At 68.5% G+C, this 13,908-nt stretch carries 14 protein-coding genes; 13 read left to right on the top strand and 1 reads right to left on the bottom strand.

The genetic code is table 11. From position 1 onward, the window contains the following. Window positions 1–131: 131 nt before the first annotated feature. The 6 genes from GWI72_RS17605 (at window position 132) to GWI72_RS17580 (ending at window position 5,368) form a co-directional block, all read left to right on the top strand. The gene (locus GWI72_RS17605) at window positions 132–926 is read left to right on the top strand and encodes a response regulator (RefSeq protein ID WP_161677659.1); all 795 of its coding nucleotides are present in this window, start codon (window positions 132–134) and stop codon (window positions 924–926) included. Between the two features lie 74 nt (window positions 927–1,000). Further along, the gene (locus GWI72_RS17600) at window positions 1,001–1,165 is read left to right on the top strand and encodes a DUF1328 domain-containing protein (protein ID WP_161677660.1); all 165 of its coding nucleotides are present in this window, start codon (window positions 1,001–1,003) and stop codon (window positions 1,163–1,165) included. Between the two features lie 85 nt (window positions 1,166–1,250). Further along, entirely contained in the window at window positions 1,251–2,306 is a 1,056-nt protein-coding gene (locus tag GWI72_RS17595; protein ID WP_348272715.1) for a sensor histidine kinase, read from the top strand. Window positions 2,307–2,589: 283 nt separating this feature from the next. Further along, complete coding sequence (locus tag GWI72_RS17590; RefSeq protein ID WP_161709510.1) at window positions 2,590–4,179, top strand: CHASE domain-containing protein; 1,590 nt, start codon at window positions 2,590–2,592, stop codon at window positions 4,177–4,179. A gap of 103 nt (window positions 4,180–4,282) precedes the next feature. Next, a complete protein-coding gene (locus GWI72_RS17585; protein ID WP_161709509.1) occupies window positions 4,283–4,642 on the top strand; it encodes a carboxymuconolactone decarboxylase family protein in 360 nt (119 codons plus the stop codon). An 87-nt stretch (window positions 4,643–4,729) separates the two neighbouring features. Beyond that, window positions 4,730–5,368, top strand: a complete 639-nt coding sequence (locus GWI72_RS17580) for an HAD family hydrolase (protein ID WP_161709508.1) — start codon at window positions 4,730–4,732, stop codon at window positions 5,366–5,368. A 100-nt stretch (window positions 5,369–5,468) separates the two neighbouring features. Here the strand turns inward: GWI72_RS17580 and GWI72_RS17575 are convergent, their stop codons facing one another. Beyond that, window positions 5,469–5,846, bottom strand: coding sequence for a rhodanese-like domain-containing protein (locus tag GWI72_RS17575; protein WP_161709507.1), 378 nt, complete (start codon window positions 5,844–5,846; stop codon window positions 5,469–5,471). 229 nt (window positions 5,847–6,075) lie between these two features. Between GWI72_RS17575 and GWI72_RS17570 the strand changes: the two genes are divergently transcribed. From GWI72_RS17570 to GWI72_RS17540, 7 genes are all read left to right on the top strand, one after another. Continuing rightward, window positions 6,076–6,522, top strand: a complete 447-nt coding sequence (locus GWI72_RS17570; protein ID WP_161677665.1) for an arsenate-mycothiol transferase ArsC — start codon at window positions 6,076–6,078, stop codon at window positions 6,520–6,522. A gap of 184 nt (window positions 6,523–6,706) precedes the next feature. Then, on the top strand, window positions 6,707–8,728 hold the full coding sequence (locus GWI72_RS17565; RefSeq protein ID WP_161709506.1) for a bifunctional DedA family/phosphatase PAP2 family protein: 2,022 nt from the start codon (window positions 6,707–6,709) through the stop codon (window positions 8,726–8,728). A gap of 108 nt (window positions 8,729–8,836) precedes the next feature. Beyond that, entirely contained in the window at window positions 8,837–9,268 is a 432-nt protein-coding gene (locus GWI72_RS17560; RefSeq protein WP_161709505.1) for a YeeE/YedE family protein, read from the top strand. A 3-nt stretch (window positions 9,269–9,271) separates the two neighbouring features. Beyond that, the gene (locus GWI72_RS17555; RefSeq protein WP_161677668.1) at window positions 9,272–9,721 is read left to right on the top strand and encodes a DUF6691 family protein; all 450 of its coding nucleotides are present in this window, start codon (window positions 9,272–9,274) and stop codon (window positions 9,719–9,721) included. Window positions 9,722–9,731: 10 nt separating this feature from the next. Then, window positions 9,732–10,625 carry an MBL fold metallo-hydrolase gene (locus tag GWI72_RS17550; protein ID WP_161709504.1) on the top strand — a complete coding sequence of 298 codons (894 nt, stop codon included), beginning with the start codon at window positions 9,732–9,734 and terminating at the stop codon, window positions 10,623–10,625. 168 nt (window positions 10,626–10,793) lie between these two features. Further along, window positions 10,794–12,578, top strand: coding sequence for a SulP family inorganic anion transporter (locus GWI72_RS17545; RefSeq protein ID WP_161709503.1), 1,785 nt, complete (start codon window positions 10,794–10,796; stop codon window positions 12,576–12,578). 126 nt (window positions 12,579–12,704) lie between these two features. Next, complete coding sequence (locus GWI72_RS17540; protein ID WP_161709502.1) at window positions 12,705–13,805, top strand: hypothetical protein; 1,101 nt, start codon at window positions 12,705–12,707, stop codon at window positions 13,803–13,805. The last annotated feature ends 103 nt before the right edge of the window (window positions 13,806–13,908 follow it).

Raw genomic sequence — 13,908 nt, 5'->3', positions numbered from 1 at the left:
TCGCAAAAAAAGTTCCGCGGCGCCGGAACTTTTTTGGCCGGACTCCGTTGAACCCCTGATCGCCCGGCCAGCCGGGCCGGACCATGACCTGCACGATCCTGCCGCGCCCGGCAGGCAGAGGGAGCCAACGCATGTCGCTTTCCACCCGCATCGCACCTCATCTGGGCTATCTGCGCCGCTATGCGCGCGCGGTCACCGGGTCGCAGACATCCGGCGATGCCTATGTCGCGGCCACGCTCGAGGCGCTGATCGCCGATGTCGGGATCCTGCCGGAGGCCAGCAGTGACCGGGTCGCGCTCTACAAACTCTTTGCGGGGCTGTTTGGTTCCACCCTGATCCAGGTCGAGCCGACCGCTTCGCCCTATGTCTGGGAGCGGCGGGCGGCCGAGTATCTGGCCGCAATTCCGCCGAAGAACCGCCTTGCCTTCCTGCTGGTGTCGGTGGAAGCCTTCAGCCGAGCGGAGGCGGCCGAGATCCTGTCGGTCGAGCCGTCCGAGCTGGAGGCGATGGTTGCGGAAGCCGGGGCGGAGATCTCCCGTCAGGTCTCCACCGACATCCTCATCATCGAGGACGAGCCGCTGATTGCCATGGACATCGAGCAGATGGTCGAGCAGCTCGGCCACCGCGTCAGCGGCATCGCGCGGACCCACAGGGAGGCCGTCGAGCTGTTCCGCAGCACCAGCCCGCGCATGATCCTCGCGGACATCCAGCTGGCCGACGGCAGCTCCGGCATTGACGCCGTCAACGAGATCCTCGGCGAGGTCGCCCTGCCGGTGATCTTCATCACGGCCTTCCCGGAACGGCTTCTGACCGGCGAAAGGCCCGAGCCGGCCTTCCTGGTCACCAAGCCGTTCAACCCGGACATGGTCAAGGCCCTGATCGGTCAGGCGCTGTTCTTCGACCAGGGCGCCCGGGCCAGCGCCTGACATCGCGGCGCCGGTCAAGGGAACAACCAGGCGGCAAGCGCGTTGTCACGGCATCGACATCAACGGAGAGCCCCATGCTGTACTATGCCCTTGTCTTCTTCATCGTTGCCATTGTTGCCGGCGTTCTCGGATTTGGCGGGATTGCCGGTGCTTCGGCCGGCATCGCCCAGATCCTCTTCTTTCTGTTTCTGGTCTTCCTGGTCATTTCCCTTGTCATGGGCGTGATCCGCAAGGCCTGATCCATCGACCGGCCTCCGGGCGGCAGCGGTCCGGGCGCGGCCCGTGACGGTGCCGCCCTCATCGCCGTGAAACCGGAGTTTCGAGGTGACCCACCGCTTGACCTGGCAGGGCGCCGGACAGCCGGAGGCGCAGCTCAGGGAGTATCTCCTGCTGGCGCTCGAGCGGTCCGGCGTCTGTGTCCTGCTGCAGTCCGCCACCCAGGATTACCTGTATCTTGCCAACCTTCCCCCCTGCTGGTCCTTCGACCCGTCGGATGGGGCGCCGAGCGATGCGGCCCTGTTCGGCGACGACCTGGCGACGCGCCTGCGCCTGCTGAAACTGGATGTTCTGGCATCCGGCGAGACCCGCAGTCTCGAGGCCGCCGTGGGCGAGGACGGGCTGTTCGGCTTCCGCGTCGAGCCGGTCGACGGCTTCGGCAGCGACCGGCATCTGCTGACCACGATCACCGACCTGACGGAAAAGACCCGGCGCGAGAAGGTTCTGCGCGCCCTCTTGCGCGAGGTCAGCCACCGCTCGAAGAACCTGCTTGCCATCATCCAGAGCCTGGCGGCGCAGACCGCCCGTCACTCCACCACGCTGGACCAGTTTCTCGCCCGGTTCCGGGGGCGGCTCTATTCACTGGCGCAGTCGCAGGATCTGGTGACCCAGTCCAACTGGCACGGAGCCCGCTTCCGCGACCTGGTGCGCCATCAGGTCGACCGCTACATGCCGCAGAACGGTGCAGCCGTGGAGATCCTCGGCGAGGATGTGCTGCTTGATCCCAATGCGGCGCTGCATGTCGGCCTTGCCCTGCATGAGCTGATGGTCAATGCGGTGAGCTTCGGCACGGCGGTGTCGTCCGGTCCGCCGATCGCGCTCCGCTGCGGTCGCGTGCAGGAGGACGGCACCGAGAAGCTGGAGATCGTCTGGCTGGAGAGCATCACGCCGGCGCCCGGCCATGGCCTGTCCCAGCCCGCTTCCCGGGGTGCCGATCAGGCCGAGCCGCGCGCCGAGGCCCATTTCGGCAGCACCGTGCTGCAACGGGTGGTGCCGGCCGCGGTCGATGGTCGCGCGGAGTATCATCTCACGCCGCGCCTCGTGTCCTATCGTCTCGTGTTTCCGGCGCAGGCGGCGAACGGCCATGACGACCTTGCGCCCTGACGGCTGCCGGCTGAGCCCGGGGGCTCCCGTCACCCGCCGCAGCCGCGGCAACCGCACCCCGCCCGCGCCCGGTCGGGCAGCGGGGTCGGGGTGCTTGCGCGAGATCCGGGTGGGGCGGTGGATCCCGCGCGAGCGGCGGACCGCTCGCAGGCACAACGTTCGGGGCGGCAGAAGGTTCCCGGCGGGCCATCGCCCGGCCATCATCGCCCGGAACGCCCTTTGTCGCCGAAGGGCTTCGGTCTAGGGTGATCCAACTCTCGGGTGTGGGGGCCCCGTCCTCGAAATGAAGCGTTACTTGCCCGCCGCAGCCTTTGTGGCCACATCCCTGATCGGTCTTGTCCTGACCCTCGTGCTGTTCCAGACCGAGCGGATCGCCGACCAGCGCCGCTTCGACGTTCTCGCCCATGAGGCGGTGGACCGCATTCGCGCCCGCGTGGAGCAGCGCAAGGCCCTCCTGACCGCGACCCTGTCCTATTTCGAGGCCAATGGCGGTCCGCTCAACCGGCCGGAGTTCCAGATCTTCGTGCAGGGCCTCGACCTGACGGACGAGGGCCGCGGCATGCAGGGCATCGGCTTTGCCCGGCTGCTGCATACCGGGGAGGAGGCCGCCGCCAGCGCGGAGCTGCTCCGCAACTACGGACGCGCGCAGCAGGTCTGGCCCGACACCGCAGAGGACTGGCGCGCGCCGATCGTTCTCCTGGAGCCCCAGGACGAGCGCAACGCCCGGGCGCTGGGCTTCGACATGTACAGCGAGGACAAGCGCCGCCAGGCTATGCGCCGGGCGCTCGACACGGGCACGTTGCAGGCCTCGGCCCCCGTCGAGCTGGTGCAGGAAAACGGCGTCGATCCGCAGACCGGCTTCCTGCTCTACGTGCCGTACCGCGATGCGCAAGGTCAGACCCTCGGCTTCGTCTATGCCCCGTTCCGGATCGGCAACCTGCACCGGATGGCGCTCGACCATCCGACCGGGCTTGGTGTCCTGGTCGACAGCTGGGATGTCACGGGCGGCCAGCCGGTCCCGCTCTACCGGTCGGACGGCTACGATCAGGTGGCGGGTCGTCTGCAGACACCGGTGACGCGGCAGATCGACGTCGGCGGGCGCACCTGGGCCATTTCCGTCGTCGAGGCGGTGCCGGCCACACGCACGCTTGCCCACTGGCGCTCCTTCATCCTCGGCACGGTGTCGCTGCTGTTTGCCGCGGCGCTGGCCGTGTCCATCCGCAACCAGATGCGGGCCGTCGAGGCCAGGCGCGAGGTCCAGCGCGTCTCGCAGCAGGCGATTGCTGACAAGGACCTCCTGCTGCAGGAGATGAAGCACCGGATCAAGAACTCCATCGCCCGCATCCTGGCGATGGCGCGTCAGACGGCGGCCCATTCCGACACGCTCGACGCCTTCTCGGCCTCCTTCTCCGCCCGGCTGCAGGCCATGGCCAATGCGCAGGACCTGCTGACCCGGTCCCGATGGCAGAAGGCGGCTCTCGCGGATCTTCTCACCCAGGAGCTGGAACAGGTCTTCGGGGCTGGCCTTGAGGGCGCGCAGATCGACGGACCCGCCGTCGTTCTCGGCGAGAAGGCCACCCATGCGCTCGGTCTGGTGGTTCACGAGCTGGCCACCAACGCCCTGAAATATGCCCGCATCGGCGAGGGCCGCGCCCGGCTGGAGGTGCGCTGGCGCATCGAGGCTGCACGGCCCGCCGATGTCCTCTGCCTGCTGTGGTCGGAAGACGGACCCGACCCGCTGCCGGCGGGCGGACGCTCGGGCTTCGGAACCCGTCTTATCGACGCGACCGTGCGCGGCGAACTGAACGGCACGATCGAGCGCCGCTTCGGCGAACGGGGTCTGACGGTCGAGGTCCGCTTCCCGCTTGCCTGAACGGTTGCGTCTTGAGGCAGGTCAATCCGCCCTGACGCCAAACCTGCTAGCCCTGACCGGACAGCGCGGCCGCCGGCCGCCGGCACTGCAGGGGAGAGTTTGCATGTCCGTCAGCGACTGGCAGTCCTTCATCGCCGAGACCGACAGCCGCATGGCCCGGTTGCGCACGGGCATTCCGGGCGTCGCAAAGGGCTTTGCCGAGACCGCCCGGGCCGCCATCGGCGCCGGGGCGCTCGATTCCAAGACCAAGGAACTGATCGCGCTCGCCATCGGCATCACCGCCCGCTGCGACGGGTGCCTCGCCTATCACGCCAAGGCGGCTGCGAAATACGGGGCCAGCCGGGAAGAAGTTCTGGAGACCATCGCGGTGGCGGTATACATGGGGGGCGGGCCGTCCATGATCTATGGTGCCGAAGCGCTGGCGGCCTTTGACGCCTTCGCACCCTCCGCCCCGACGGGCTGACAGCCGCCTGGCCCGCATCTCGCCCGCCGCGCGCCTCTCGGCCCGCCCACCTCCGGGGCCAGCAAGAGGGCCCGCAGGGCGAACGGCATGTATGACGCGGTGATCTTCGATCTGGACGGCACGCTTCTCTCCACCGAGCAGGTGTCGCTGCGCGGCGGGCTCCGGGCCCTCGAGACGCTGGGGCATTCCGCTGACGAGGCCCTGTTCCACGCCCTTGTCGGCAAGGACGATACGGCCAGCTTCGCAATCCTCAGCGATCATCTCGGCGCCGACCTGGCGGCGGCGCTGATCCCGACCTGGAGCGCCGAGTGCCGGCGGATCTTTGCGGAGGAGGGCGTTCCCTTGCGGCCACGGGTCAACGACCTGCTGGACGCGCTCGACACGACCGGACTGCCGCGCGCCATCGCCACCTCCAGCCGGCGCGACAGCGCGCGGACCAAGCTGAAACACGCGGGCCTCGACACCCGCTTTGCCTCGGTTGTCTGCTTTGAAGATGTGGCACGGCGCAAGCCGGCTCCCGATCCCTACCTGCGTGCTGCCGAGCTGCTCGGCGTCGACCCGCGCCGCTGTGTCGCCTTCGAGGACAGCGAGACCGGCGCCGAGGCCGCCATGCTGGCCGGCATGGTGGTCGTCCAGGTGCCGGATCTCCTGCCGTCCGACGGGCACTTCGCGCATCACCTCGCAGACGACATCTGGACCGGCGCGCGCAAGGCAGGCCTCATCTGACACCGGCCCTGCCCGGCCCCTGAGCCGACCGCAGACACCTCCCGTGGCCCGGCGCGGCCGGGCTGCCGGGGCCGGTTGCCGGGCGTCAGGGCCTGAAGGACTAGGGGCGGGGGACGTGCGCGCCCGTTGCCGTGTCCGTGCCGAGATAGCCGTATCCCGCTGCCTTCCATGCACTGAACCCGCCGCCGACATGGCGGACATGGGAGAACCCTGCCTCGATGCAGCGCTCCGCCATGCGCCGCGAGCGCATGCCCGAGCCGCAGATCAGCACGACGGGTCGCGCCCCGCCCTCCGGCAGGCGGGCCGGATCGAAATCCGAGACCGGTGCCAGAAGCGCGCCGGCCACATGCTCGAACCCGTATTCCGCCGGGGTTCGCACGTCGATCAGCACGATTGCATTGGCGAGATGCAGCGCATGCGCTTCCTCGACATCAAGCGTTTCGAGGACGGCGGTTCCGATGGTTTCGCGGGTGGACATGCAGGCTCTCCGGGTCTGGTTTCATTATTTCATATACTTGAAACCAATAGGGATGCAAGCCGTCGACCGCAGCCGTGCGCCGGGGCCCCGCCGCCGGTCGGCCGGCCCGAGGCGGCGGCCTTTCCCGCCAGCCGCGAAAAAACGCCCTTACGTCAACCTGCTGTCACATGCGCGTTGCCGCCTGCCCGTAAACAGACCGCGCGTGGAACCCCGATTCGAGACGCTTCAGATGCGCACTGCCACGGTCCTCTTCGTCTGCCCGGACAATGCCCTGCTGGGTCCGCTGGCGGAAGCCTATCTCAATGCCATCGGGGGCAACCGGATCAGGGCCTTTTCGGCTGGTCCCGCGCCCACCGAGAGCCTGCATCCGGCGGCCCTCCGCCTGCTCTCGGACCACGGGCTGGCGCATGGCGGCCTGATGCCGAAGAGCTGGGACATCTTCCTGCTGCCGCATGCGCCGCAGCCGGACCGCGTGGTGGCGCTCACCACGTCGGTTGCCTCGGCGCAGCCGCACTGGCGCGGCAGCCCGCGTCAGACCCTGTGGGAAATCACCTCGGGGGCCCTGACCGCCAGTCCTGCGGCCTGTGCAGAGTATTTCCGGCGCATCCGCCAGTGCATCGACCGCATCGTGCAGGATCCGGCCCTGCCCGGCGACGCGCTGCTGCGACGCGCCTGATGGCCGGGCCCGACCGGGACCGGCCACCATGCACTTTAGTGAAACCTTCGTGTGCTACATACCTGTTGAGCCCCCGCCGGGCTGCCTATATGCAGGCAGCGACAGGAGAGGACCGGCCTGGACGCGCAGTTTCTGAGCGTGTTGCAGGACGTTCCTGCGCCCGGCCTACGCATGGACACAGGACTTGACCGAGTATCTGAACCAGATCGTGACGTTCCTGGGAGAAAACCCGGAGCTCGCAGGCTTCATCGTGTTCCTGATCGCGATGGGCGAAGCCCTGTTCATCGTCGGCCTGTTCGTTCCGAGCACGGTCGTGCTGGTCGGCGCCGGCGCGCTGGTGGGTCTCGGCAAGCTTGACGCCTGGACCATCTTCATCTGGACGACCCTCGGCGCCATTGCCGGCGATGCGATCTCCTACTGGGTGGGCAGCATCTACAAGGACAGGCTGCGCGGGCTCTGGCCATTGTCGCGCTATCCAGCCCTGATGGAGCAGGGCGAAGCCTTTTTCCGCAAGCATGGCGGCAAGAGCGTCTTCATCGGACGTTTCGTGCCGGGCGTGAAGTCGATCGTGCCGGGCATCGCCGGCATGGCCGGCATGAATGTCTGGTACTTCACCTTCGTCAACGTCACCTCGGCCATTGCCTGGTCCATCGTCCATCTCGGTCCCGGGTTCCTGGCGGGAACGGTCCTGAGCGCGATCGGCGAGGTCTCCGGCCGTCTGGCGATGGTGCTGGGCGGGCTCTGCGTCATCCTGTTCGTCATCGTCATGCTCGGCCGCTGGCTCATCCAGATCGTCATGCCGCTGTTCCCGGGCACCCATGCGGCGGTGGTCGGCTGGTTCGCCCGCCGGCCCGACCGCCTGTCCCAGTGGGTGGCGCGCACCTTCGATCCGGAGCATCCCCGGTCGGTCGGCATGCTGGCTTCGGTGGCCATCCTGCTGGTCACCATGCCGAGCTTCTTCTGGCTGGTGAGCGAGGTCGGCCCCGGCGACAGCTTCGTCCAGGCCGACGTGGCGATCCGCAACCTGTTCGACACCCTGCGCACACCGATCGGTGACCAGATCCTCGTTCCGGTCACGATGCTGGGCGATGGCTTCATCATCTTCCTGCTCAGCGTGGTGGTGGCCGGCTACCTGTTCTTCCGCAAGGCGTGGCGCCGCGCCACCGGGTTCCTGATCGCCATGGCAGGCACGGCGCTGTTCGTGCCGCTGATGAAGTCGATCGTGCTGCGGTCCCGGCCGATGGAACTGGGAGACGGCGTGCATGGCTACGCCTTCCCCTCCGGCCATGCCACGCTGACGACCGTGCTCTTCGGCATCATCGCGGTGCTGATTGCCCATGACCGCCCGGCCTGGGCCAAGGCGGGCGTGTTCACGGTCACGGCGATCTATGTCCTGACCATGGGCTTCTCGCGGGTCTATCTCGGGGTTCACTGGACCACGGACGTGGTCGCGGGCCTGCTGTTCGGCACCGCCATGGTCTCCGTCTTTGCCTTCGTCTTCGGCTCGATCCGCAACGAGAAGGTGGGGCGCGGCGTGCTGGCCGGCATTGTCGCTCTTGCCCTCACCGGCATCGGCACCTGGCACATCACGCAGAACCTGCCGGCCCAGCTCGTCCGCTACAGCCCCGTGTCGCAGGAAGAGACCCTGTCCGAGGCCGACTGGCTGGCCCGTGGCTGGTCCGTCGTCTCCGGCCGCCGCATCGGCCTCAACGGCGAGTTCTCCGAACCGCTGGTGCTGCAATATGCCGGTCAGCTCGACCGCCTTGCCGCGACGCTCGAGGCGCAGGGCTGGAGCCGCCCCCCGGGCTGGTCGGTCAAGTCTGCCGCCGGGTTCGTGGAGGGCAAGACCGGTCCGGAGGATCTTCCCACCTTGCCGCGCACCCACAACGGCCGCTATGCCGCCCTGGCGCTGATGCGGGACGAGCCGGAGGCCGACGCGACCGGCAAGCGCTGGGTGCTGCGTCTGTGGCCCACCAGCTACGTCATCGAGGCGGATGGCCAGCAGCGCACGCTCTACACCGGCAGTCTGCTGCGCGAGGAGATCCTGCATCCGCTCGGCGAGTTCTCCAGCCCGAAGATCGACCTGCAGGCGCCCACGCTGGCCGACAATCCGGTGGCAACGCTGCCCGGAGCCGAGGTGCGCACGCGCCCGGACGGAACCCAGACGGTCCTGCTGCGCGACCTGCCGGCCGTGTCCGGACAATAGTTTCACTTTTTTGAAAATAAGCCTTGGCGACCGGCTGCGCGCTTCGTATATTCAGATCCATGAAAGCCTGCCCGGCAGGCTTGCCACGCGTCTGACGAGGGTGCCACGATGCCAACCGAATTCACCCCGCTGCTGTCCCTGGCAGGCGGTCTGCTCATCGGTCTCGCCGCCGTTCTGCTGATGGCCGTGCATGGCCGCATTGCCGGGATTACCGGCATTCTCGGAGGCCTGCTGCCAGGCTCCGGCGAGGCCGATCAGGGCTGGCGGGCCGGCTTCCTGCTCGGCATGATCGCCGCGCCGTCCGTCCTGCTGCTCGCCACCGGCGCCATGCCGGCGGTCGAGGTTCCCGTTTCCACGCTCGCCCTTGTCGCCGGCGGCTTCCTGGTCGGCCTCGGGGCGACCTTCGGCTCCGGCTGCACCAGCGGTCACGGCGTCTGCGGCCTGTCGCGGCTGTCCGCCCGCTCGATCGCCGCCACCCTGACCTTCATGGCCACCGGTGGCATCACCGTCTTTCTTGTCCGTCACGTGTTCGGAGGTTGAGCCATGCGCAGTCTGTCCGCGTTCCTCATCGGTCTGCTCTTCGGCCTCGGCATCCTGCTGGCCGGCATGGCCAATCCGGCCAAGGTGCTGAACTTCTTCGACATCGCCGGCACCTGGGATCCGAGCCTCGCCTTCGTCATGGGGGGCGCCCTGATGGTGACCGCCATCGGCTACCGGCTGGTCTTCCGCACCGGCCAGCCGCTGCTGGCGCCGCGCTTCCTGGTGCCGACGCGCAAGGATCTCGACCTGCGCCTGATCGGCGGAGCGGCCGTGTTCGGCATCGGCTGGGGCCTGTCCGGCTTCTGCCCGGGCGGGCTGGTCCCGGCGCTGGGCACCGGCGAGACCGCACCGCTGATCGCCTTTGCGGCCGTCGTCGCGGGCATGCTGGCGGCGCGCCTGATCGGCATGCTGCAGGCCCGCCAGAAACTGGCTCCCGACGCCCGCCCCTCCTGAGGAGACCCGCATGAGCACGCAGTTCTTTCCCGTGAACATGGCGGTGACACCCGAGGTCACCGCCTTCTTCGACCCGGCCACCAACACGATCAGCTATGTCGTCAAGGATCCCGGGTCCAATGCCTGCGCCGTCGTCGACAGCGTCATGGACATCGACTATGCCGCCGGCCGCATCACCTACGACTCCGCCGACCGGATCATCGCCTTCATCCGCGAGCAGGGCCTCAGCCTCGAGTGGCTCATCGAGACCCATGTCCATGCCGACCACCTGTCCGGAGCCCCCTACATCCAGGGCAAGCTCGGCGGCAGGATCGGCATCGGCGACCGCATCACGGTCGTGCAGGAGACCTTCGGCAAGATCTTCAATGAAGGCACCGAGTTCCAGCGCGACGGCAGCCAGTTCGACCGCCTGTTTGCCGATGGCGACACCTACAGCATCGGCGGCATGTCCTGCTTTGTTCTCTACACGCCCGGCCACACGCCGGCGTGCATGACCCATGTCATGGGCAATGCCGCCTTTGTCGGCGACACGCTGTTCATGCCGGATGGCGGCTCGGCCCGCGCCGATTTTCCCGGCGGCGATGCCGGCACGCTGTATGACTCGATCCAGAAGGTCCTGTCCCTGCCGGACGACATGCGCCTGTTCATGTGCCACGACTACGGCCCGAACGGTCGCGACATCCAGTGGGAGACGACGGTTGGCGAGGAGAAGGCGCACAACATCCATGTCGGCGGCGGCAAGACGCGCGAGGAGTTCATCGCCTTCCGCACCGCCCGGGATGCCACGCTCGACATGCCCAAGCTGATCATCCCGTCGCTGCAGGTGAACATGCGTGCCGGCCAGCTTCCGCCCAAGGACGAGAGCGGCCGCACGTTCCTCAAGGTGCCGATCAACGGTCTCTGACCTGCGCCGCCCGCTTGCGGCGCCGCGCAAAAGCTGCACGATCCCGAAAGGACCGGCTTCGCCCGCCGGGCCGCGTCTCCCCTTCGGAGGGCGGCGGCCAGCGGGCGGGTGCCGTTCTGCTCAGCCTGCCGGTGGCGCAGATCCGGTTCCAGGAAGGCCTTCCCCATCATGACGTCGCTGCGGCGCTTCTTTCCGATCCTCGACTGGGCCGGCACCTACAGCCGGGACACGGCGGCCAACGACCTGATCGCTGCGGTCATCGTCACCATCATGCTGATCCCGCAGTCGCTGGCCTATGCGCTTCTGGCGGGCCTGCCGGCGGAAGTCGGGCTCTATGCCTCCATCCTGCCGCTCGTCGCCTATGCCATCTTCGGCACCAGCCGGGCGCTGGCGGTCGGCCCGGTCGCCGTGGTGTCGCTCATGACGGCCTCAGCTGTCGGCGAGCTCGCCGCCCAGGGCACGCCGGAGTATCTCGGCGCGGCCATCGCCCTCGCCCTGCTCTCGGGCCTGATGCTGGTGGCCATGGGCCTGTTCCGGCTCGGGTTTCTCGCCAATCTCCTCTCCCATCCGGTGATCTCGGGCTTCATCACTGCCTCCGGCCTGCTCATCGCCGCCAGCCAGCTGAAGCACATCCTCGGCATCAAGGCCGACGGCCAGACGCTGGTGGAGATCGCCGTCGCGCTGGTTCGCCACATCGGCGAGACCAACCTGATCACGCTGGCGATCGGCGTGACGGCAACCGCCTTCCTCTTCTGGGTCCGCAAGGGCCTCAAGCCCCTGCTTCTCTCGGCGGGCCTGCACCCGCGCCTCGCCGACAGTCTGGCCAAGGCCGGTCCGGTCGTCGCCGTGGCGGCCACCACCCTGGCTGCGACGCTTTTCAGTCTCGGCGCGCAGGGCGTGAAGCTTGTCGGCGACATCCCGACCGGGTTGCCGATGCCGACCCTGCCGCCGCTCGATCCCGCGCTGTGGCTGCAGCTGGCGGGCCCGGCGCTGCTCATCTCGGTCGTCGGCTTCGTGGAATCCGTTTCCGTGGCGCAGACCCTGGCGGCCAAGAAGCGCCAGCGCATCGTCCCGGACCAGGAACTGATCGGCCTCGGAGCAGCCAACATCGCCTCGGCGGTCTCCGGCGGCTATCCGGTGACCGGTGGCTTCGCCCGCTCGGTGGTGAACTTCGACGCGGGCGCCGCGACCCCTGCCGCCGGAGCCTTCACCGCCGTCGGCATCGCGCTGGCAACCCTGTTCCTGACCCCGCTGCTGGCCAACCTGCCGCAGGCGACGCTGGCGGCCACCATCATCGTCGCGGTGCTGTCGCTGGTGGACTTCAAGGCCATCCGCCGGACCTACATCTATTCCCGCAGTGACTTTGCGGCCATGGCGGCCACCATCCTGGTCACGCTCGGCGTCGGTGTCGAGGCTGGCATCACCTCGGGCGTGGTCCTGTCGGTGCTGCTCTATCTCTTCCGCACCAGCCGGCCGCACATGGCCGTGGTCGGCATCGTTCCCGGCACCGAGCATTTCCGCAACGTGCAGCGGCACAAGGTCCTGACCGGCCGCACCGTGCTGAGCGTGCGTGTCGATGAAAGCCTGTACTTCGCCAACAGCCGCTATCTGGAGGATCGCATCCTCGGCCTGGTCGCGGAGCGGCCGGAGATCCGGCATGTCGTGCTGATGTGCCCGGCCGTCAATGTCATCGACGCCAGCGCGTTCGAGACGCTCGAGGAGCTGAACCAGCGGCTGAAGGATTCCGGCGTCAGCCTGCATCTGTCGGAAGTGAAGGGGCCGGTCATGGACCGCCTGCAGCGCACCGACTTTCTGCAGCACCTGACCGGTCAGGTCTTCCTGACCCAGTATCAGGCCTTCTGCACCCTCGATCCGCAGACGGCGCATGTGGCGGAATCGCGCAATCCGAAACAGGCGGCCACGAGCGATCTCTGGAGCGGTCCGGAAATCTGATCCGGTCCGTTGCCCATCCCCCGGTTCCCATCCCTCTCGTCCCCATCCCCCTCGTCCGACGTCCGGGCCGCGCCGGCCGATGCCGCCCGGCTTGCTTTTCCCGGCGTCGGCGGGCAAGGGAAGATCATGACCGTCCGCGACCCACGATCTCCCTCCGCCGGCGGCGCAGAGCCTGCGCCCGGGCTGCGCCATCGCCTCGTGTCCGGCGGCAGCAGCGGCCTGCTTGTCGTGGTCTATTCGCAGGTGCGGGTGCCGGACGGCAAGTTCGGTCTGGAGCGGATGTTCTCCGCCACCCGCCACGCCTGCCTGTTCCTCAACGACACGCGCAACGGCTGGTATCTGGGCCAGGAGGAGGCCATCGACGCCGCCATCGCGGCGGCCATCGACGTGGTCCGCCCCAAGCGCATCCTTCACTACGGCGCCTCGATGGGCGGATACGCCGCGCTGGTCACCGGCCTGCGCCGGGGTGACGGGGCGATCCATGCCTTCGGCCCTGAGCTGGAGCTGGGCCGGTCCGGCAGCCAGAGCGCGCTCTATGGCCTGCCCCATCCCGGCACCCCGGCCGGGGCGCTGGCGCTGGACCCAGCCCTTGACGGGTTGCGGCGGGAGCTTGTCCATCCCGTTCATCTTTACTTCGGGCACCTCGATCCGGTCGACAGCGCCGGGGTCGCGCGGGTCCTGGCGCAGGGACTGGGCGGCCGGCTGTTCGATCTCGCCTCCTGCCACGCCAGCCATGACCACCTCTACACGCTGAACGTCATTCGCAAGATCACCCGCACCTTCGACCGCGATCCGGAGGACGAGCTGGCGGCGCGGGGCCTGATCCGGCCGTTGCCGCGTGCCTTTCACGCGGGCTTTGCGGCCGCCGGCGAGGCGCTGGCGGCCGGCGAACGGCTGACGCCTGAGCAGCTTGACGCGCTGGCCGCGCTCGCACCGGGCCACGCCGGCCTGCTGCGGCTGCGGGCCGAGGCGGCCGCTGGCACCGGCGATCTTGCCCTCGCTGTTGACCTGATGCAGGCAGCGGAAGCGGCCATCGCCCGCGATCCGGCCTTGCACGGCCTGCCGAAGCGCTGGCGCAAGGATCTGCCGCTGGCCCGGGCCGGATGGATGCTGGCGCTCGGCCGGACGGAGGCAGCCCTTGCGCTGCTGGCCGACTGCCGCGAGACCTTCGGGCCGGACGAGCGCATCGACGCCTTGCGCGCGGCGGCCGAGACGGGGCGCGGCTGAACCACGCCGGGCATCTCTTGCCGAAACCGGAAAAATCCGAACAAGCTTGATAAGAATTGCCGGGAACAGCGCTTGCTTTTTGCGAACGGGAAGGGAACAAATA

This window comes from Pannonibacter sp. XCT-53 (assembly GCF_009915765.1).
Lineage (GTDB): Bacteria > Pseudomonadota > Alphaproteobacteria > Rhizobiales > Stappiaceae > Pannonibacter > Pannonibacter tanglangensis.
The sequence above is the reverse complement of the archived record's forward strand: the minus strand, read 5'-3'. Positions and strand labels throughout refer to the sequence as shown.